We start from the raw sequence: 20536 nt of genomic DNA, 5'->3' as shown, positions 1-20536 counted from the left end.
GAGCATGCAAACCATGTCTAGCGGAGAGCAGAACGTGTTCAAAGGCGCGCTGATCGGCTGCGGGTTTTTCTCGCGTAACCATTTGCATGCGTGGCGCGATATCGAGGACGCGCGCATCGTCGCGCTGTGCGATGCCGACGAATCGCGGCTACATGCGGCCGGGCGTGAGTTCGGTATCGAGCGTCTTTATACGGATGCCGCCGCGCTGCTGGAAAGCGAGCAGCTCGATTTCGTCGATATCGCCACTACGGTGGCGAGCCATAAGGCGCTTGTCGAACTTGCCGCACGGGCCAAAGTCGCGGTTATCTGTCAGAAGCCATTCGCGCGCTCGCTCGAAGATGCCCGCGCGATGGTCGACGCATGCAACGACGCGGGTGTGCCGCTGATGGTTCACGAGAATTTCCGCTGGCAAAGCGCGATCCAGGCGGTCGGCGCGGCCTTGCATCGCGGCGAGATCGGCCGGCCGTTCTGGGGGCGGGTGTCGTTCCGCTCCGGGTTCGACGTGTTCAGCGGTCAACCTTATCTGGCCGAAGGCGAGCGTTTCATCGTCGAGGATCTCGGCATTCATGTACTCGATATCGCGCGGTTTCTGTTCGGCGAAGTGAAGCGGCTGTATGCGAGCACATCGCGCGTGAATCCGGCGATCAACGGCGAGGACGTCGCGACGATCATGCTGAGTCATGAGCAGGGCGTGAACAGTATCGTCGACTGCAGTTACGCGACGCGGCTGCCCCGCGAGCTGTTTCCGCAAACGCTGATCGAAGTGGATGGCTCGGCCGGCACGCTGCGCCTGTTCGCGGACTACCGGTTGCAGATTCACAACGCCGCGGGAACCGAACTGCGAGATGTGACACCGCCTGCGCTGTCATGGGCGAGCGCGCCTTGGGAAGCGATTCAGGGCAGCGTGGCCAGCATTCAGTCACACTGGATCGACTGCCTGCGGCGCGGCGTCGAGCCGGCCACCAGCGGGCGCGACAACCTGGCGACGCTCGCGCTCGTCGACGCGACCTACCTGTCGGCGCGGCAAGGACGCAGCATCGAGATGTCGGAGATGTTCGGCGCCGACACGAAGGGGACGCGATGAGCGTGGACCTCGCGATGGCCCGATACGGCACCACGCAGGCCAGGGAGCAGGAGCGCAGCGTGCTTGCCGGCCCTTGGTCGGCGCTGCTGGTCGACGGCGCGTTGCGCGAGATTCGCTATCGCGGCGTCGAAGTGATCCGCTCGGTTGCGTTCCTCGTTCGTGACAAGGACTGGGGCACCTGTCGTCCGCTGCTGGCGGCCGTCGGAATCGACGAGGACGAGTACGGCTTCCGGCTCGTCTATCGGGCCCAGTGTGCGAATCCTGATGGACAGGTGCTGAACTACGATTTGGGCATCGTTTGTTCGGCTGATGGCGTGCTGCGATTCGACGCATCCGTCACCGCGCACGATGCTTTTCTGACGGCCCGCTGTGGATTCTGCGTGCTGCATCCTATCGACGGCGTGGCGGGCGCGCCGGCGCGTGTCGAGCATGGCGACGGAACACGTGAGGAATCCGCGTTTCCCGAACTGATCGATCCGTGGCAGCCGTTCAAGGACATCCTCGCGATCGAACACGATCTCGCCTGCGGGCTCACGGTGCGCTGCGCATTCACCGGCGACGTGTTCGAGATGGAAGACCAGCGTAACTGGTCTGACGCATCGTTCAAAACCTACTCGCGGCCGCTTGCGTTGCCTTGGCCTTATACGCTGGAAGCGGGTTCCACGCAGCGCCAGAGCGTGACGCTGAGCGTCTCGGAGAGGAGCGGGGTCTGGCCGGGCAGCGCACGCGCGCCGTCGATCCCGGCGCAGGACGACCTCACGACGATCACGCTCGACCTCGCGCTGGCAGGGGGCGAGACGATGCCGGCACTCGGCATCGCAATCGCCGCAAGCGAGATCGATGCTGCGCTCGCGCATCCTGAGCTGCTGGCCGAGTTGGCCCCGCAACGAATCATGTTGAGCTTCGATCCGGTAGCTGGCCACGGGCTGGCTGAACTCGAGCGGTTCGCGGCCTTGCGGCGGTGCGCGAATCTGCCGGCCGTGCTCGAATACGCGCTGCCGGGCGCCGATGATCCGCGGCGCGAACTGAATGCGCTGGCCGCGCTGATCGAGGCCGCGGGGTTGCAGATCGTCGGTATCGTCGTCAGCCCGTCCGTGCATCGGCAGTCGAATCCGCCGGGCAGCATCAGCCCGCCGTGTCCCGCCCTCGACGACGTCTATCGCGCCGCGCGCGCGGCCTTGCCGGGACTCCGGATCGGCGGCGGGATGTTGAGCTATTTCACTGAACTCAATCGCAAGCGTCCGCCGCTTGAACTCGTGGACTGGGTGACTCACGCGACCTGTCCGATCGTCCACGCGGCCGACGATCGTAGCGTGATGCAAACGCTCGAAGCCATTCCACATATCACCCGTTCATGCCGCTCGCTGATCGGCGCACAGCCTTACTCGATCGGACCAGTGTCGATCGGCATGCGCCAGAATCCGTACGGCTCGCGCGTGATGCCCAATCCGCACCGCGAACGCATTGCGATGGCCGGCTTCGATCCGCGCCAGACCTCGCTGTTCGGGGGCGCGTGGCTCGCCGGCTATGCGGCGGCGCTGGAAGGGGCGCGGATCGACACATTGACGCTGGGTGCGTTGACGGGAGAGCGGGGTCTCGCAGACGTCAGCGATGGGGTGACGCGGTATCCGATGTATGTAGTTGCCCGCGCGCTCGCCGCTATGTCGGGATCACACAGGCTACCTGTTGCCGTCAGGGCGGCGGAGCCGTCCGCGGTCGCATGTATCGCCGCGCGTGACGCGCAAGGGCGCATTCGCATTGTGGTGGCCAATCTGACTGACCGTGCGCGTACAGTCCGACTGACGTTTCGTGGGCGGGATGTGCCTCTCGATGCGTTCATCAGCGACGAGGAGACGGTGCGAGCGGCGGGCGACATGCGGGGGAGCGCGTCGGTAGAGCTTACTCGCCCGGTGGTGCTGCGCCCGTATGCGTTCGTTATCGGGGTGTCTTTGTGAAACGTGAGACAGGACAACCTGCTTGAAAAGGAGACCCCGGCAGTCAACCGCCGGGCTCGTACTTGCCGCGCGCTGCGAGGTCGCCGCTAGTTCTGCACTTCGGCGTGCTTAATCCCGGGCGCAATGCTTAGAGCCGGGCGCCGCCGGTCGCGTCGATCACCTGTCCCGTAGTCCAGCGTGCGTCATTCGAGGCCAGGAAGGTGATCACGTCAGCCACGTCGTCAGGTCGACCCACTCGCGAGAATACCGACATGGCCTCCGCGCCGGCGCGCGCCTCCGGTACGGTAAGCCACTCCGCATTCATGTCGGTGTCCGTCACACCCGGCATGACCGTATTGACCGTGATGCCGCGACGCCCGAACTCAGGAGCAAGCGCCAGCGTCAGGGTCTCAACGGCACCCTTCGATGCGGCGTACGCGGGATGCGTTGGCGCGGCCACACGCGTAAAGCCGGTCGAAACGTTGATAATTCGTCCATTGTCGCGGAGATGATCGGCAACGGCCTGGATCAGAAAGAACGGTGCCTTGAAGTTGACCGTCAGGACCTCGTCGAAGGTCGCCTCACTGGTCTCGGACAAGGGAATCCCGGGTGCAATGCCGGCGTTGTTGACTAGAATGTCAAGCCGAGGTTCGCCCGTGGCGGCAATCGCAGCTGCCTTGAACTGCTCCCAGATACTGTCCGTTGCTTCCTTCCCGCGGTTCAAGTCCGCTTTGATGGCGACGGCTTTTGCTCCGAGGGCCTCGATCTCGCGAACGGTGGCGTGAGCGGCATCCGCGTTGCTGCCGTAATGCACGCCGATGAGCGCGGCTCCTTCTCGCGCGAAGGCCAGTGCCACAGCACGGCCGATACCACGCGAGCTTCCCGTTATGATGGCCGTTTTGCTTGAAAGTTTTCCAGACATCATTCACTCCTTTCCGAATTGAATAGTGATCGTTATATTAATGACGCTGAAAACACGCTGTCAATGTTTTTTATAGGAATCGCTACAAAATGAGTCACCCCGCCCGAAAACGTGGCAGACCGAGGTTGCTGGAGCGCGACGTGGGGCTTGATATCGCCGCGCGGCTGTTCTGGGAGCATGGATACGAGGGCACCTCGATAGCCGACCTGACCGAGGCCATGGGTATTCCGCCGCCATCCCTCTACGCAACGTTTGGCTCGAAGGAGGAGCTTTACAGACAGGCGGTCGACCATATCAGCAAGCGTGAGAACGGGCAGTGGCTGGAAGCGCTGCAAGGAGACATGCCGGCCTACGACGCGATAGCGTTCTACCTGCACGACGCCGCGGCACGCTTTACCGACCCCGGAAGGCCGCGCGGCTGCATGATTTCCACGGCTGTTCTTCAATATGCCGAAAAGAGCGAGTCCGTCGCACGGACGGTCGCCGAGCGGCGGGAGTCCTGGTTCCAGGCCGTCAAGGCACGCTTCGACCGTGCCGTCGCCGAGGGTGAGCTTGCCGCTGAGACCGACACCGAAGCTCTCGCCCGCTTTTACGAGGCGGTTGTGCAAGGCATGTCGGCGCAAGCCTGTGACGGGGCATGCAGGGCAATATTGAAGCGGCTGGCTGATATTGCGCTGTCGGCATGGCCTCGGCCTCAACCTCGTCGCAAGAAACCGGTTGCGTGAGTGCATTGGTCCGGAATTGTGTAAAGGCAATCTGAACCGCGAACCTCAATGCGTCGCTTCTGCCAGCAGTTGCGCAGCCAGGTCTGCCGGACGATCCAGCATGATGGAGTGACCACACGGAATATCGTGGACCTCCCATCGGGGGGGGCGTCCTTCAATCGGGCATACGTCTCGACAAACCAATCGCCTCCGTTATCGCTCGCGCGTCCAAAGCTGATTGGCAATCCCGGCAATTCCAGCCGGCGATTGCGTCAATCCTATGAATGAACACGCGAAATTTCTCCCCCCATGAAACAGCAAATAAGGAGGATCGGCCAAATCTCGGGGCCGCGGATTCGTGCCGCGAAGGGAATGAGAATCGCGGCAATCACGGCAAATCGCAGCCCAGCGAAGAATAGCGGTGGCAGCACCGTGAACCCCGCTTTTACGACGACAAACTGAAATCCCCACAGCAAAGGAACAAGCTGGGCCGCTGCTATATGAATAGCGTCCATTGATAACTGAACCAATCAGTCCACAAATAGACGCGGGAAATGCGTCGCGCCCCATCGTCAGCAGTTAAGCAGCCAGGCTGCTGATCAGTGTCTGCACGGCATCACGGCATACCTGCTTGCGCGGCGCGAATCATTGCCCGAAGGCTCGTCTGCACATCCGTGTCAGTGGTGGCCCAACTGGAGACGCTGATTCGCATGGCGACGCGGCCCTGCCATACTGTGCCGCCACAGCAGCAAATCCCCTCGGCCTGAAGACGGTTAATCACGGCGCGCGTCATCTCCGGGGTACCAAATGAGACGAGCACCTGATTGAGTACGACACGATTCAGGATTTCAAAGCCACTGGCCTCGAGACCTTGGGCAAACATTCGGGCATAGCGGCAGGTACGTTCGACTAGCCCCGCAACGCCATCTCTGCCCAGGTTAAGAAGCGCGGCCCAGATATCCACGCCACGCGCTCGTCTCGAGGATTCCGGCGTGTAGTGCGACGGTTCCCGGTCAGTCGCATCGCCCTCTGCCAGGTATGCGGCATTCAACGACATTGCCGCACGCAGAGTGGCAGCTCTGCGCACTAGAACGATGCCATTGTCATACGGTACGTTGAGCCATTTATGCCCATCCGTCGCCCAGGAGTCGGCTTCGGCGACGCCATCCGTCAGAGTGTCGAACTGACGGTTTGCAAGCGCCCATAGACCGAATGCACCATCAACGTGGACCCAAGCACCGGCTTTCCTCGCGAGGCGGCATATCTCGCGCGCCGGATCGAAATTTCCGGTATTCACGTTGCCAGCCTGGATGCACACGATCGTTTGCTCATCCAGTTCCGGAAGCTCGCTGAGTCGCATCCGGCCCTGGTGATCTGTTGGCACTACGATGACCCGCTCGCGTCCGAGTCCTAACATCGACAACGCCTTGGAGACGGTCACGTGAGTCTCTTTACTGACGACTACACGGAGTTCCGGAGCGCCGTAGAGTCCCTTCGCCTCTACGTCCCAGCCCAGGCGGGATAGCAGGGCGTGGCGTGCTGCTGCCAGCGCCGCAAAGTTCGCCATCGAGGCACCCGTAACGAAGGCTCCTCCAATGTCGTCCGGCAAGCCGAACAGGTCGCCGATCCAGCGTAGCGCGACGTCTTCGAGCGTTGCCGCGATCGGCGAGGTCCATCGAAAACACGCGTTTTGATCCCAGGCAGTGGCGAGCCAGTTCGACGCGATGGTTGCGGGCAGCGCCCCGCCGATCACCAAACCGAAGTACCGTCCGCCCGTTGTCGCGACGGTAGCGGGTGACCCAGCCTCGTCGAGACGGCGCAAGACTTCACGTGCATCCAGCCCGGCGTCTGGCAGTGAGTGCCGGAATTCGTTCATGCCTCGCAATGCGTGGGTAGAAACGTTGACCGGCCTGTCATGCACAGACTGAACATAAGCGAGCGCACGTTGCGCGGCGTCCTGCAGCAGTTCGGCGGTCGGGAGCAGTCCGGCTGCTTTTGCACTTTCGTCGAGTGTCATATGGTTCGTCCCGGAGGTTTAGGCATACGATCATGCGGGCGCAATAGAAACCGGTCACGTTTCTCAAGCAGCGCCTTGCGACCAACGCTACCCGAGCGACGCTGGATCGCTCACTACCTTGGTCTGGTATTGCGCACGCAATGATGCGGCGAAAATCGTATCTATCTCGCGCGAAATACCCGGGCGGGTGAACAGCGCAACGGGTGGCAAGGTCCAGTCGAACGCATAGGGGACAATCGCCACACCCGCAATCCGTACCAGTTCTTCCGCGATGTCTGCCGGCATGATGGACACCGCGTTCTCGTTCAATGCGACCGTCTCGCCAATCAGCCGCGGCGAAAGGCTTTCGACAACGGGAAAGGGCGGTGTAACGCCGGCGTGCAGGAACAGATCGGATATCTGGTCGCGCATCGGGGTTTGCGATGCACCGAGAATCCAGTCGAGTTCGGCGAGTTTTCGCCAGTTCATTGCGCTGCGCGAGAGTCTGGCAGCGAGGCGTCGGGACGCGATCAGACGGGGTTTTTGCTGATGAATTACTTCGAAATGAAGGTCGTCGAGATCGACGCTCGACGATGCCCGTCCGATCACGATGTCGAGGGTATGGTCGCGCAATTGGGACATTAGCCCTTCGCTCGTGCCTTCGTGGATGGAAAACGTGAGCCGCTGCGAAATCTGCGACTGCGTATGACGGATTGCCGACGCCAGAGTCTTTCCTGAAATGAAGGAAATCACGCCAATGTGAAACCGCGTTGCGTGACCGGAGATCAGCGCACCGACATCGGATGCGAGGTGGTCGAGATCGTGCAGCATCGACTCGGCGCGTGCGAGGACGGTCGTGCCGAGCGCCGTCGGAATCATGCCGCGCGACGAACGCTCGAACAGCGAGCCGCCGAACATATCCTCCAGTTCAGCGAGGGCATTCGTGATGGCCGGCTGACTGCTCGCCATGTGCTCGGCTACGCGTGTTAGAGAGCCATGTTGCCGTATTTGCAGCAGCAACATGAGATGGCGCATTTTCAGGCGTGCGCTCAAGCGCCTTATCACTTCGTCCGTGTTGAATGACACGATCGTGGGAATCCAGACATAACCAAAAGGTGATGCCCCGATAATAAAACAAAATAAACCCCGCATGCCTCGTTCCTAGAATGCGTTCCATGACGATCAGCCGGGATGGGCCCGGCGTACACATAGGAGCACGGCACATATGGACAGGACCGAACGCGAGGCAGCCCTGCAGTATCACGAGTTTCCTACGCGGGGGAAGATATCGGTGAGCGCAAGCAAACCGCTCGTCACGCAGCGCGATCTCGCACTCGCCTATACGCCGGGCGTGGCGGTCGCATGCGAGGAAATCGCGGCGGACCCGCGCGAGTCGTTCCGCTACACGAGCCGAGGAAACCTGGTCGGCGTGATCACGAACGGCTCGGCGGTGCTGGGTCTCGGCAATATCGGTGCGCTTGCGTCCAAGCCGGTGATGGAGGGCAAGGCGGTGCTGTTCAAGAAGTTCGCGGGCATTGACGTCTTCGACATCGAAATTACCGAGAGCGATCCCAACAGGCTCGTGGATATCATCGCGAGCCTCGAGGCGACATTTGGTGGCATCAATCTGGAGGACATCAAGGCGCCCGATTGCTTTATCGTCGAGCAAAAGCTGCGCGACCGTATGAAGATTCCCGTTTTCCATGACGACCAGCACGGTACTGCGATCACCGTGTCCGCCGCGTTTCTCAACGGTCTGAAAGTGGTGGGCAAGGATATCTCGAAGGTTAAGGTCGTCACTTCAGGCGCAGGGGCCGCGGCGCTCGCGTGTCTCGAACTGATGGTCGATCTCGGACTGCCCCGCGAAAACGTCTGGGTGACCGACATCGAAGGTGTGGTCTATCAAGGACGCAAGGCAGCGATGGACCCCGACAAGGCGCGCTTTGCACAGGCCACGTCGGCGCGGGTGCTGTCCGATGTCATCGAAGCTGCCGACGTATTCCTTGGGCTTTCGGTGGGGGGTGTGCTGACGGCGGAAATGGTGAAGCAGATGGGGCCGCGTCCGCTGATTCTCGCGCTCGCCAATCCGACGCCGGAGATCTTTCCGGAGAAAGCGCGCGAAGCCCGTGATGACGCGGTCATCGCGACGGGCCGTTCGGACTATCCGAATCAGGTCAACAATGTCCTGTGCTTTCCTTATGTGTTCCGCGGTGCGCTGGATGTTGGCGCGACCACCATCACGCGGAACATGGAAGTGGCCGCCGTTCACGCGATTGCCGGCCTCGCGCAAGAGGAACCGAACGACTCCGTCGCGGCCGCGTATGGTGCGTACGATCTTTCCTTCGGGCCGCAGTATCTGATTCCAAAGCCGTTTGATTCCCGGCTTATCGTGCGCATCGCACCCGCCGTCGCAAAGGCCGCGATGGAGGACGGCGTGGCTACGCGCCCGATTGCCGATTTCGATGCTTACGCGGATCAGCTTCAGCAGTTCGTCTATCACTCCGGTGCGTTCATGAAACCGTTGTTCTCCGCCGCGAAGCAATTCGTGCGCGAGGGTGGGAACTCGCGCATCGTCTTCACGGAGGGCGAGGAGGAACGTGTTCTGAGGGCGGTTCAGGTGATCGTCGACGAGAAGCTGGCGCGGCCGATTCTTGTCGGCCGACCGGAAGTGCTGCTATCGAGAATAGAAAAATTCGGGCTGCGGCTGAAGCTCGGCGAGGACGTCGAGGTCACGAACCCGGAAAACGACGAACGCTTTCACCAATACTGGACGACGTATTGGGAACTGCGGTGCCGCGATGGGATCACGAAGGAAATGGCGCGGGTTGAAATGCGCCGCCGCCTGACGCTGATCGGCGCCATGATGGTGCGACTGGGCGACGCGGACGGGATGATATGCGGGACTGTCGGTGCTTATCACAAGCATCTGCGCTTCATCGACGAAGTGATCGGCAGGAAACACGACGCACAAACTTATGCGGCGATGAATATCCTGCTGCTCGACAAGCGCACGCTGGCACTCGTCGACACACACGTCAACGACAACCCCACGGCTGAACAGATTGCGGAGTTCACGATTGCGGCCGCAGCGCAAATGGCATGGTTGAATCTGTCGCCCAAAGTTGCGTTGTTATCGCGTTCGAATTTTGGCTCGGGCAGTTCTGCATCGGGCGAGAAGATGCGCAAAGTACTGGCACTCGTCAGCGAACAGGCACCCGACATCGAGATCGACGGTGAAATGCACGGAGATTGCGCGCTGGATGAAGCGCTGCGTCAGCGTGTTTTACCCACGTCGCGACTGAAGGGCGCCGCCAATCTGCTGGTCTGTCCGAATGTCGATTCGGCAAATATTGCGTATAACCTGCTGAAGACGGAGGCAGGAAGTAATGTTGCTGTGGGGCCGTTCCTGCTCGGCGTCAATGCACCCGTCAACATAGTGACGTCCAGTTCGACGGTTCGTCGGATCATCAATATGGCCGCGCTCACGGTGTTGCAGGCAAATCGCGACTGAGTACAAAGCAACGTTCCTCTGGAACAATGCCAGTTGCCGCTGCGCGCTCGACGACGTGAGCGCGATGCCAGGGCGGTTCAGATGGTGGCGGGGCCGTTTTGCCAGTTGCTGCGGTATGAAGGAACGAGCTGGCGACGAGGCGCCAGTCGCGACGACGTACTATCATGCAATGAAGGGAAGTCCACGTACTATGACCAAGTCGCTTAAGACAGGATTGACGCTTCCTGCCGCGGTACTTTTGCTCGCTGGCTGTGTCGTCGGCGGCATGCCATATACCGGGCGGCATCTCAGCCCGGCGGAGTGCCGCGACCTGGCGGCTCTCAAAACCAACGCGCCTCCGACCTTGGCACAGCACCAGAACGAACTCGCGGCCTTGAGGAAAGCAGGTTACGACCCGTCGCCGTGGAATGACGACCCGTACTACCCGGATGATCTGCAAGCGGCCCAGCGCCTGGTCGACTATTGGTTCCAAACTGAGTGCGTGCCGCAGTGATTGCACTTGGCCCGGCGTCTTCGGCTATCAACCGCTTACTGCGGCTTCGTCAAATCCTGCCCAATTGCTGCGACGACCGCCTGTTCGCAATCCTTGAGGCCTGTCACCGACTGATCGAACTGGTCGGTCAGCGTGCCGAAACTGCCATAACGATATTTGGCGTCTGCTTCGATATGAATCGAATTGGCCTTGATGTCCCAGCCGCAAGCGAATGTCTTAAAGTACATGTCCTGCCTGGACTTAGAATCGAGCAGGCGCGCACGAATAACGACCCACGGAATGAAGTCGCTCGTGTCCGGTGGGGATGCATAGCCAAAGGAAGTAATCCACACGTTCAGGATGGCATCCGCGTCGGTCTTGATATCTGAGAAGTCGTCCGACTTGCCATCGCTTGCGAGCTTGACGCTCTGGCCGTGCAACGCAACGATCTGATAGCCGGCATTGGAAAGTCGCGCTGTAAGGCCATCGTCAACAACGGGAGCGAAAACGATTTTTTCGCTCGCCACACGCTGCGTGTACGTACTCGTATGATTGGCGTTGACCCCTGCTTGCACCAATCCGCCAATCAATCCAAATGCTCCAGCAGCGCCACCGAAGTTGACCACGCTCTCTCCGCGCGGTTCCTTGACGTCCAACATGGCGATCGTATGGAGCTTTTGTCGATTGCTGGCGGCAAGGTCGGTTTTCGGAAGCGAAGTGCAACCGGTGAGCAGTGTTGTGACGACAAAACCCGCGGCGAGCACGAACTTTGAAAGTGCTTTGGTCTTCATGATTGCGTATCTGTGGATTGAGAGCGTCGACGCCCAGCGCCTTTTTGAATAATGGCTATCCCTGTAAATCAGGGACCGGCAAGCCATTTATCGGCATCACTGGTATGAACTTTAGAACTGCGACGGAGCTAGACCCGCTTTCTGATCCATGAAGACATCGAACACTATTGCGCGTGTGCGCACTCGACAAACAAAGTTTTACACGGCGCGACGGGCTGTTTCCGGACCGAAACCAGCCATCTACTCGCAGCCTCTCGATTGCTCGTCGGTTTGCGACCGACCTCGTCGTCGTCGGGGATTGCTTTGGGAGCGACGCGGCCTGGCCTCAAGCTGCTACGTCACCGTCCAGCGGCTCGGCAACTTCATGTCCTCAGCCCTGTTTCCGATGCTGATCGGCAGCACCCTCTGCATGGCTCATGGCATGGCTGCATCGCAGTCTTTTGGCCTGGTGATGTTCGGCGTCGCAACGCGCCAGGGCGAGTCCGGGTGAACCTCCCGCGAGGTCGGCGGTTATCTCGTCTCACCCGGCAAGTCGGCGCGTTCGCGCTGCTCCCGTATTTGACGTTAGGGGCGTTTTTTGATGTTTCGCACCAACATAACGGCGCCCGCGTTTGCAATGTCTCGTGTCACCGTCGCATGAGGCCCATCACGAGCGTGATAAGGAAAATCACAACGAATATGACGAAAAGTATTTTTGCGATGCTGGCTGCGCCTGCAGCGATGCCGCCAAAGCCGAATGCTGCGGCAATGATCGCAATGATGAAAAATACAAGGGCGTAATACAACATGATGTGTCCTCCTCCCATCGCGGGCAGCTCGCGTTATATGCACGCTTGACGTTTTAGTTGGAGCAACTCCCGTTCCTCACCGGATGGCGCAGGCATATCAATGCCACGCGAACGGAATCAGCCAGCTATCGCAGTACTCCGGGATTGCCGCAGGGTGGCGCTTCCAGTCATGGATGGTCCGACGAATGACCACCCGGTTCATTCATCGCGGCCGGCGGCTTCGAAGTCTCACGCCCAGAAAAACCTTCCTTTGGCCTTCAGCCGACAGGTTGCGTCGCTGGAGGAATGGCTCGGCGTGCCGCTATTCATGCGCACTGAACGCCATGCTGACTGCCAGTCGGGCGTCGATGGGAGTTTGCGTTTGGGCAGCACCCGAGGCGCGGCGACTCATGATGCGTGTCTGGCATATTCGTTGCGCTTCGGGAAATGCCGGCTTGCGAAATCTGGCCCCCCCCCGGGTATGGCGCAGATTCGCCCCAACGGCGTTGCCGCGAGTTTGCGGTCATTCAAGGGAGGCAATCATGAAAGCAACGAAGACAGTAACCGTCTGTCTTGCATTGGCGCTAGCGTCGGTCGGCGCGGCCTATGGGCAGGGCGGTGGAGGCGGGGGAGGCGGGGGAGGCGGTGGGACGAGCGCTGGTGCTGGCGTGGCGGGAGGAGCCAACGGAGCGGGCCAGGGTGGTGCGGGAATCAGTGCGCCGAACACAGGCGCGACCAGCGGTTCGACTTCCATGTCGAAAGGTTCGACGGCGGGGTCGCCAACCCGACTCCCACAGAAAGGCCCACACGCTAAAGGCGCGTCGGACACGGCTGCATCAGGTGCGCAGTAAACAGGCACAGCGAGGCGATGTCCGATGAGCAGATTCCTCGGGCACTCGTTTTGTCAGTCGCATGTTTGCATCCCGACGGGGACGTATGAGGTTTCAGGAATGACCACTGATGCAACGAAAACAGGCTGAAGCCGAACGCGCGTCAACGGAGGACCAATGACTCAGTCATGCATTGCCATAACCGTCCGGCGCGAGGACCCTGCCTCGCTTGATGGACAAATCCTGCTTGATGAACTCAGCGCCACGCTGGCGGTATTTTCAGGCGATGGCGGGCAGTCGAGGTTTTGTCTCGCCGACTTTCACTCGTCGAATGGAAGGTTTTACGTTGCCCGCACCCTCGTCGGGGAACCGGTTGGATGCGGCGCATTCTGCCATTTCGACTCGCGCACGGCGGAACTCAAGCGAATCTACAGCAGGCCGCATTATTCAGGCGTCGGCAAAGTGATTCTGCAGCAGCTTGAAATCAACGCGTCAGCCGCCGGTTATCAAAGGCTGGTCCTCGAGACTCGCGCGGTAAACAGGCGCGCGATCCGATTTTATGAGCGCAACGGCTTCAGGGCGGTTCAACGGTACGGGTCCTATATTGAACAGTCCGACGCATGCTGCTTCGAAAAGATGCTCCTTACCGCAGCAGGTGAAGAGGCTGATTGGCCGACCGGCAGGCAAGGCGGCCGAGATCGATCAATGCGCGAACGGGGTCGTGGCGATGCCGATCGAATTGACCGTCGCCAATGAAGCCGAATAGGCTCATCACATGAGCAGCCGGTGGAACTCCTCGCGCACCCGTCGCGCCCATTCTCCTGTGGGTAAGCCCGGAGCGTTCCCCGTTCTGATCGAGCCACAGCTCGCTACGCTGGTCGATCGCGCACCGGCAGGCGGCGACTGGTCGTACGAAATCAAGTTCGACGGCTATCGGATGATGGTCCGCATCGAGCGTGGCACCGTCCAGATTTTTACCCGCAACGGACATGATTGGACTTCACGTATGCCCAGTCTGACCGACGCACTCTCGGTATTGCCCGTCGAGGAGGTGTGGCTCGACGGCGAGGTGGTCGTGTTGGACGCGGCGGGTCGCCCCGACTTCAATGCGCTTCAAAATGCCTTTGACCGGCGCAGCACTGCGGACATAGTCCTATTCGTCTTCGATATCCTCTGGCTGAACGGCACCGATCTGCGTGAACACCCGTTGCGTGTCCGTCGCAAGCTTCTTCGCGGATTGATGCATGAAACGGACGCCGATGTGTTGCGATTGTCGGAAGACTTCGCGAAAGACCCGGTGTCGCTGGTCGCTTCAGCTTGCCGCATGAAGCTCGAAGGGATCATCGGCAAGCGTGGCGATGCGCCATACCGCTCCGGACGATCTACCGAGTGGATCAAGCTCAAATGCAATTTGCGCCAGGAGTTCGTGGTCGGCGGCTTCACCCGGACCAAAGGCGCGCGCTCAGGTGTTCATTCCCTTCTGCTCGGCGTGTACGAACAGGATGGGTCATTGCGCTACGCGGGCAACGTCAAGCCATACTTGTCCAGTCGCGCCGCGAACGCCTTCCTGCGGCGCGCCAGTACAGTCACCGCTCGCGAAACAGCGTTCTACAACCCGCCCAAACCGGAGAAAAACCGCGACTGCCTCTGGTTGGAGCCGTTGCTCGTCGTCGAGTGTTCGTTTCTCGAATGGACGCCCGCTGGCGAAGTCCGACATCCAGTTTTTCACGCGATCCGGGAAGACAAGGCCGCGGGCTCGATCACCGAAGAGCCGATGATCGCTGTCGAGTCAGACGAACCGGTCGAGGCCGATGCGGGTTCGACTCGCCAGCGTCCAGGGCCGAAAGGAGCCGTGACGATCGGCGGCATCCGGATATCCAACCCCGAGCGGGTCATGGATGAGGTTACCGGGCACACCAAGCGCGACATGGTCGAGTACTACGCTGCGATATCCGAATGGGCGTTGCCGCATCTGCATAACCGGCCGTTGGCGTTGGTTCGCGCGCCAAACGGAATTCAGGGCGAATTGTTCTTCCAGAAACACAGCGAAAAGTTCCAGATTCCCGGCGTCGAAGAACTGCCTGCCGAATTGCATCCGAGGCATCCGCCGCTGCTAGTTGCCAACAAACCGGAGGCGCTGATCGGTCTCGCCCAGATGGGCGTTGTCGAACTGCACTGTTGGAACGCCGCAGCACCCGACCTCGAGCATCCCGACAGGATCATCTTCGACCTCGATCCCGACCCGAACCTGCCATGGAGTGCAATGCTCGAAGCGGCCGAACTGCTGAAGGTCGTACTCGACGAGATAGGTCTGCGGTCATTCCCGAAAACCAGCGGAGGCAAAGGATTCCATGTCGTCGTGCCGTTGACGCGACGTCAGGCCTGGAGTGAAGCAAAGGAGTTCGCGCAGGCGGTCGCCCGTCACATGTCGCGGGTGGTGCCAGACCGCTTTTCGGCGGTTCTCGGTCCGAAAAACCGTATCAACAGAATCTTTATCGACTATCTTCGCAATGGCCGCGGCGCGAGCACCGTCGCCCCTTTCTCGGTCAGGGCCCGTTCCGGAATGGCAGTTTCGATGCCGGTCTCGTGGGACGAATTGCGGCGAGTCGGCCGAGGCGACGAATGGACCATGCACAAGGCAATCGAACGTCAGCGTTCCCTGAGGTTCGATCCATGGGAAGGCTACTGGCGCACGCGGCAGGGAATCACTGCCGCGATGCGCCGCGCCGTGGGCATGAAGCGCTAGCTGCCGCGCTGCTCGGTGCTTTTCACGTTGGCTGAAGCGAACCGGTGCGCGCAGCCGACCGCTCATGTGTTTGAGCAGGAGGGCGGCTGGCCTTGGGGCTTCAGTGCGAGTTGCAAAGTCGCCAGCGGGACCCCGGCGGCCGCAGGGCGAACGCCCCACAGTCTTTCAGCTTGGCGCAAATCTGCACCAGGAGTGCTGGCGGCGGATCGGCCGCGACCAGCAATGCGTGGCCGGCACGCCCGTCCTCACTTATGCTCGCTACGAAACAGTCGGCTTGCGGCTCGATGAACCGGTTGACGGCGATTAACCCCCATTCCCCGTGAGCAGCATATTCCGCATGATCCATTTCGTGCGTCGGGAACACCGATTTCGGGGCGCCACGGGAAGCCGCGAGTGAGAAAACGAACACGTCCAACTCGCACAAATCGGACTCAGCGAGAGCTTGGCGTGCGTCAGAAGCATCGCGATACGAGCGGAAGATTGCGCTCAGATACTCGGCCATTTGGCGCCCCGTCCTTTTCTATCGCTTAAGCGGGAAGCACGCTCTGTGCCGCGTTCCGACCTCCGGTCCATATCTTCAGCGGCTACGCCAGTCCCCGAACGTCAGCTACATCGCATAGCAGGCGCGGGTGTCTGGGATCGGAGACGTCGATCTGGTTCCACGAAATCCGCTGATGCCGCCAGCGCCCCTTGCGCTGCGCCACGTCACGCAACAGCCTTGGCAGCCAGCGTACGGCGAGCCGCTCGACCAAGGCACTCGGACCGATGTGAAATTCGCTGATCATCCAGGCGTCGTGGTCTTGAACGAGCTTGATTGCCTCGATGCGGCCTAGTGATGAGCCGTCTGGCGTCAGCTTGCCGACCGACGATCAGATCGATGTTGATCTGCGCCATCATCGCGATCCCGGAATGCGCTCGACGACGTGCTCGCGTAGCCAGCGCTGCCAGTTGCCAAGCGGGGTATCGCGCGCATCCAGGTCCACCTCGATGTCGACCCCCAAGCGACGGACCCGACTCCCGGGAATCCGGTTGACGAGGCCGAGCAGCGACATGCCTTTTTCGATCAGTCCGAACGTGCTACGCCACAGGACAAACCATGCCAGCACCGCAACCGGCAGGGCCCACCATTCGTGTCTTACCCCGCTGGCCAGTTCGAGCGATACACTGACGCCTCCAATCTCCGCCGACAGCACCAGGGCGTTGACGATGAGCGTCGTGACGAAGGGGAAAAGGAAGAATTTGATGCCAAACCGGTCACGAATTCCGTCGGCGATCGTATGGCTGCTCACCGCGGCGAATCGTCCCGACATCTCGGTCAGAAAGACGATGCATACCGTGCCGACGACGATCGGCCAAGCCAGCTGGAAACGGAACGCGGCGCCTCCCTGCGCCGCCGTCGACAGCGACCCCATCTCCAGAAAGCCCCCAACGCTCGTCACAATGCCGAGAGAAATCTCGAGCAGCTTTTTCATCCGTCCCGCTCCCGCTGAGCACCGGGTGAGTCGGGCCCTTCGCTCGGCGCCTTGCGCACGGTCGCCTGAGAGCGCACAACCTCGTGTCGTCGCCACCCCCACGCCCGCGCGCAATGCGCGGCATCGTGGGTGCGCAACCGGCGTGCCAAGGAATGCCGCTCCTTTGCAATTGCGAGCCTGTCGGGCCCGGTGCATGGGGTCGGAGTGCGGAAGCCTTTCGCACCATTCGATCGCCAATGCCCGTTTCTGCCCGGAAACCCCGGCTTGTGAGCCGAACTTCCCGAGGTTGCCGATGCGCGGTAACTCGCGCTACGCGCCTTGAAATTTTCTCCGTGCATACTATTCTAAATTCCGCTCAGGCAGTCGCGCCGGCCATGCGGCGCGCTGCGTGTTTCGATTTGTTTGCCGCAGCCCGGCAGACGGACTGGAGCGCGTAGGCCGGTTCGTTTCCGTGCTGCATCGAAGGAGGAAACGATCATGAGTGACCTTTACTTCGGAGCCGACCTGTTCAGTGAGTTCGACCGTCTGCAACGGCAGATGGCGAGCCTCTTCGGCGGCTTCCCTTCCAGTATCCGTTCTGGCCGCGCTGGCGCCTTCCCGCAGATCAACATCGGTTCGACCGACGACTCGATCGAGATCGTCGCGTTCGCGCCGGGAGTCGATCCGGCCACGCTCGACGTATCGCTAGACAAGGGGTTGCTGACCATCAGCGGCGAGCGCGCGAGCTCGCAACCGGAAACCCGCGGCGACGATGTGCGCACCTATGCACAGGAGCGATTCGTGGGCACGTTCCGGCGCGTGGTCGAGCTCCCGCAAAACGCGGACCCTGGCAAGGTCAGCGCGCGGTACACCAATGGATGCCTGATGGTGAGCATCGGCAAAAGCGAGGCGTCAAAGCCGCGGGCGATCACCGTTCAGTGAGCGGCTGGCAGAACTACGGAGGACATCATGAACGACACGACTGAACTCGCCAGAAAGGACCAAACGGCGGTGGCCCAGCGCGACGGTGATGCGTCGCAACGCCGGATCACGTTGACACCGCCGGTAGACATCTTCGAGGACAGCCACGGCATCACGCTGTGGGCGGATCTTCCGGGCGTGACCAGGGAGCGGCTGGACGTCAAGGTCCACGATGGCAACCTGTACATCGAAGCAGAGGCGATGGTGCCGACACCGGCGGAACTGCGTCTGCAGCATGCGGAGATCCGTCAGCCTCACTTCGCGCGGGCGTTTTCGATGAGCGCCGACTTCGATGCGTCGAAAATCGAAGCCAATCTGAAGGACGGCGTATTGAAGCTGACGATACCGCGCCGCGACGAAGCGCGACCGCGCCGGATCGAGGTGCGTACCGACTGAAGTCGGCCGGGGGAGGGACAGCAGTAGCAAGAAGCTGGATGCTGTCCTCCGGCCACCGCCTTTCGGCTGTCGAGTCGAAGCGATCGCGGCGCGGAGACCGGAATCCCGCTTCGTCGCTGATAGGAAAGGAGCACACGATGAACACTGATCCGAAAAAATGGAACCCGTTCAAGTTCCTTCGCGGAGGCGCCCGCAAATCCGATGCGGACGACACAGACGGTCGGCGCGCGGATGAGTGGCGGGCTGCATGGCCCGATATTCCACGACTATCTCTTCGCGAACCGTGGCGGGCCGTGGAGGAATTCTTTCGTGATCCATTTGCAGGCGGTGGTGCGTTTGAACGATGGTTTGGCGACTTCAGTTCGTCGCGCTTCCAGCCGCGCATCGACGTCGTCGACGAGGGGCAGGTGCTTCGCGTTACTGCAGAACTGCCCGGGATGGGACGCGAGGACTTGAACGTGAGCGTCGAGGAAGGGGCAATCGTGCTGCGCGGCGAGAAGAAGCAGGACGTGCGCAGCGAGGAAGATGGATGCTACCGGTTGGAGCGAGCCTATGGAAGCTTCGTGCGCAGAATTCCGATGCCGGACAATGCCGACCCGGACCACGCATTGGCAAAGTTTGACAACGGCATTCTTACATTGACCGTGCCGAAAACGGAACCGGCACGGTCCGCTAGTCGAACCATCGATATCGGTTAGCACCGACGCCAGAATTGCCCGGCCGCGGGTGACTTTCTGGCTGGCCGGGCCGTTAGCTCAATTGGTAGAGCAGTAGCGGTCTGTGCGCGATCGGGAAGCAGCGTGGCTTTACGAAAACCGTGCGTTGTTGAAAACCGCGGGCGATTCTTCACGCGCGTCGAATCCGTGAGTATCTTGACGCATGAGGGGTACACGCAAAGCGGCAGCTTGCGCTTATCAGATTCCACTTGTCGCGTCGATGTCGAATCGTCGCACCAGCACGTATTCCGCAAATTGCGCATCGCTGTCGTGCAACGCCAGGCATAGAAGCAGAAGGCCTGACCTGTCCGCGACGCGAATCGTCATGTGGATCAGCATCTTTGACCTGTTCGCTTGCCACGGGGAAGGGGAGCATCCGACCCACGGACGAATGTGATTGGCATGACTCGAAGGTAAATCACAAGATGGCGAGCACAGGCAGACCATTCGATCGGTACGCCTGCGCTGTGTCCTCATGGTTTACTGTTGCATAGCCTCCTTGTTACCGGCCCTTTCCGCAAACTCGGTAAGCTTGAGGTCCGTCGCCTTTTCTTCGTCCAGCGTCTCTTTCAGCAGTTTCACGGCTTCGGTGAAACCCAGTTGTTTGCCAATGGCGCACAGACTACCGTAGGTAGCGATCTCGTAGTGTTCGACCTTCTGCGCGGCAGCCACGAGGCCCGCATCCAGGACCGGACCTTTTTCAATCTCGTCGATCAGTTCCTGTCCTTCTTCTATCAATCCCTCCATCGCGATGCACTTCATTCTCTTCAGGCGGATGTCGCAGGTTTCCACCACCTTGTCGATCCGTTCGACCTGTCCTTGCGTTTCTTCAAGATGAGTCTTGAATGCGTCGCTCAGCGCCGGGTCGGAAGCGGCGCGGGACAGTTTCGCCAGCGCTCGCGTCAGTTGCTTCTCCGCGCTATAGATATCGGAAAGCATGTGCACGAACAGATCATCGACCGTCTTTCGCTGTGACATTTGTGAGCTCCTAAAAGGTTGTTCGGAGCCCTTAGCGGCGCAACGAGTATGCCCGAGACCGACCGACACCGACCCAGACCGGCTGCCGCAAGTGGATCGTGAATGGTCTCGCCGCAGCGACGTTTGCTGGACTCTCGGTATGTCTTCGCACAGGTGGAGAGTGCCGCATTCCCTGACCATCGCGAACACCGAAACATCTGTGGTCTACCGTGGAGGTCGCAAAAACCGCGCAACCGTGCCGGCAAATGCATCGGCTG

Annotated in this window: 21 protein-coding genes; 11 read left to right on the top strand and 10 right to left on the bottom strand. The window is 60.7% G+C overall.

Annotation, left to right across the window (positions count from 1 at the left end; genetic code table 11):
- Positions 1–4: 4 nt before the first annotated feature.
- Both G5S42_RS33810 and apnL read left to right on the top strand, forming a co-directional pair.
- A complete protein-coding gene (locus tag G5S42_RS33810) occupies positions 5–1084 on the top strand; it encodes a Gfo/Idh/MocA family protein (protein WP_246392262.1) in 1080 nt (359 codons plus the stop codon).
- A complete protein-coding gene (apnL, locus tag G5S42_RS33805) occupies positions 1081–3039 on the top strand; it encodes a D-apionate lactonase (protein WP_176111109.1) in 1959 nt (652 codons plus the stop codon). The genes G5S42_RS33810 and apnL overlap by 4 nt, the downstream gene beginning before the upstream one ends.
- A 127-nt stretch (positions 3040–3166) precedes the next feature.
- Here the strand turns inward: apnL and G5S42_RS33800 are convergent, their stop codons facing one another.
- On the bottom strand, positions 3167–3940 hold the full coding sequence (locus G5S42_RS33800; RefSeq protein WP_176111108.1) for an SDR family oxidoreductase: 774 nt from the start codon (positions 3938–3940) through the stop codon (positions 3167–3169).
- An 89-nt stretch (positions 3941–4029) separates the two neighbouring features.
- Here G5S42_RS33800 and G5S42_RS33795 point away from each other — a divergent pair, with 89 nt between their 5' ends.
- On the top strand, positions 4030–4665 hold the full coding sequence (locus tag G5S42_RS33795) for a TetR/AcrR family transcriptional regulator (protein WP_176111107.1): 636 nt from the start codon (positions 4030–4032) through the stop codon (positions 4663–4665).
- A gap of 257 nt (positions 4666–4922) precedes the next feature.
- Here G5S42_RS33795 and G5S42_RS45870 read toward each other — a convergent pair whose 3' ends face one another.
- The 3 genes from G5S42_RS45870 to G5S42_RS33785 all read right to left on the bottom strand — a co-directional run bounded on the left by G5S42_RS45870 (position 4923) and on the right by G5S42_RS33785 (position 7675).
- A complete protein-coding gene (locus tag G5S42_RS45870; RefSeq protein ID WP_376777058.1) occupies positions 4923–5159 on the bottom strand; it encodes an EamA family transporter in 237 nt (78 codons plus the stop codon).
- Between the two features lie 101 nt (positions 5160–5260).
- Positions 5261–6661: a pyridoxal phosphate-dependent decarboxylase family protein gene (locus G5S42_RS33790; RefSeq protein WP_176111106.1), complete on the bottom strand. Its 1401-nt coding sequence runs from the start codon at positions 6659–6661 to the stop codon at positions 5261–5263.
- 87 nt (positions 6662–6748) lie between these two features.
- Positions 6749–7675: a LysR family transcriptional regulator gene (locus G5S42_RS33785; protein WP_217710272.1), complete on the bottom strand. Its 927-nt coding sequence runs from the start codon at positions 7673–7675 to the stop codon at positions 6749–6751.
- A gap of 190 nt (positions 7676–7865) precedes the next feature.
- Between G5S42_RS33785 and G5S42_RS33780 the strand changes: the two genes are divergently transcribed.
- The gene (locus G5S42_RS33780; protein WP_176111104.1) at positions 7866–10151 is read left to right on the top strand and encodes an NADP-dependent malic enzyme; all 2286 of its coding nucleotides are present in this window, start codon (positions 7866–7868) and stop codon (positions 10149–10151) included.
- Positions 10152–10341: 190 nt separating this feature from the next.
- On the top strand, positions 10342–10644 hold the full coding sequence (locus G5S42_RS33775) for a DUF4148 domain-containing protein (protein WP_176111103.1): 303 nt from the start codon (positions 10342–10344) through the stop codon (positions 10642–10644).
- Between the two features lie 35 nt (positions 10645–10679).
- Here G5S42_RS33775 and G5S42_RS33770 read toward each other — a convergent pair whose 3' ends face one another.
- Positions 10680–11414: a hypothetical protein gene (locus tag G5S42_RS33770; protein ID WP_176111102.1), complete on the bottom strand. Its 735-nt coding sequence runs from the start codon at positions 11412–11414 to the stop codon at positions 10680–10682.
- A gap of 364 nt (positions 11415–11778) precedes the next feature.
- On the opposite strand from G5S42_RS33770, the gene G5S42_RS45285 reads away from it, so the two are divergent.
- A complete protein-coding gene (locus G5S42_RS45285) occupies positions 11779–11904 on the top strand; it encodes a hypothetical protein (protein WP_281375140.1) in 126 nt (41 codons plus the stop codon).
- Positions 11905–12040: 136 nt separating this feature from the next.
- On the opposite strand, the gene G5S42_RS33765 is transcribed toward G5S42_RS45285, so the two are convergent.
- Entirely contained in the window at positions 12041–12202 is a 162-nt protein-coding gene (locus G5S42_RS33765; RefSeq protein ID WP_176111101.1) for a DUF1328 family protein, read from the bottom strand.
- A gap of 986 nt (positions 12203–13188) precedes the next feature.
- On the opposite strand from G5S42_RS33765, the gene G5S42_RS33760 reads away from it, so the two are divergent.
- A complete protein-coding gene (locus G5S42_RS33760) occupies positions 13189–13767 on the top strand; it encodes a GNAT family N-acetyltransferase (RefSeq protein WP_176111100.1) in 579 nt (192 codons plus the stop codon).
- 19 nt (positions 13768–13786) lie between these two features.
- Positions 13787–15757, top strand: a complete 1971-nt coding sequence (gene ligD, locus G5S42_RS33755; protein ID WP_176111099.1) for a DNA ligase D — start codon at positions 13787–13789, stop codon at positions 15755–15757.
- 100 nt (positions 15758–15857) lie between these two features.
- Here ligD and G5S42_RS33750 read toward each other — a convergent pair whose 3' ends face one another.
- The 3 genes from G5S42_RS33750 to G5S42_RS33740 form a co-directional block, all read right to left on the bottom strand.
- Positions 15858–16259 (bottom strand): hypothetical protein, encoded by a 402-nt coding sequence (locus G5S42_RS33750; protein ID WP_176111098.1) that lies wholly within the window; start codon positions 16257–16259, stop codon positions 15858–15860.
- A gap of 82 nt (positions 16260–16341) precedes the next feature.
- Positions 16342–16542 (bottom strand): hypothetical protein, encoded by a 201-nt coding sequence (locus G5S42_RS44580; RefSeq protein WP_246392260.1) that lies wholly within the window; start codon positions 16540–16542, stop codon positions 16342–16344.
- Between the two features lie 108 nt (positions 16543–16650).
- A complete protein-coding gene (locus G5S42_RS33740; RefSeq protein ID WP_246392258.1) occupies positions 16651–17229 on the bottom strand; it encodes an NRAMP family divalent metal cation transporter in 579 nt (192 codons plus the stop codon).
- Between the two features lie 477 nt (positions 17230–17706).
- Here G5S42_RS33740 and G5S42_RS33735 point away from each other — a divergent pair, with 477 nt between their 5' ends.
- The 3 genes from G5S42_RS33735 to G5S42_RS33725 all read left to right on the top strand — a co-directional run bounded on the left by G5S42_RS33735 (position 17707) and on the right by G5S42_RS33725 (position 19283).
- Complete coding sequence (locus tag G5S42_RS33735) at positions 17707–18150, top strand: Hsp20/alpha crystallin family protein (RefSeq protein WP_176110730.1); 444 nt, start codon at positions 17707–17709, stop codon at positions 18148–18150.
- Between the two features lie 27 nt (positions 18151–18177).
- Complete coding sequence (locus G5S42_RS33730; protein WP_176111097.1) at positions 18178–18585, top strand: Hsp20/alpha crystallin family protein; 408 nt, start codon at positions 18178–18180, stop codon at positions 18583–18585.
- A 137-nt stretch (positions 18586–18722) separates the two neighbouring features.
- Positions 18723–19283: an Hsp20/alpha crystallin family protein gene (locus G5S42_RS33725; protein WP_176111096.1), complete on the top strand. Its 561-nt coding sequence runs from the start codon at positions 18723–18725 to the stop codon at positions 19281–19283.
- Positions 19284–19781: 498 nt separating this feature from the next.
- Here the strand turns inward: G5S42_RS33725 and G5S42_RS33720 are convergent, their stop codons facing one another.
- Positions 19782–20279: a YciE/YciF ferroxidase family protein gene (locus G5S42_RS33720; protein ID WP_176111095.1), complete on the bottom strand. Its 498-nt coding sequence runs from the start codon at positions 20277–20279 to the stop codon at positions 19782–19784.
- Positions 20280–20536 lie beyond the last annotated feature (257 nt).

This window comes from Paraburkholderia youngii (assembly GCF_013366925.1).
GTDB lineage: Bacteria > Pseudomonadota > Gammaproteobacteria > Burkholderiales > Burkholderiaceae > Paraburkholderia > Paraburkholderia youngii.
The sequence above is the reverse complement of the archived record's forward strand: the minus strand, read 5'-3'. Positions and strand labels throughout refer to the sequence as shown.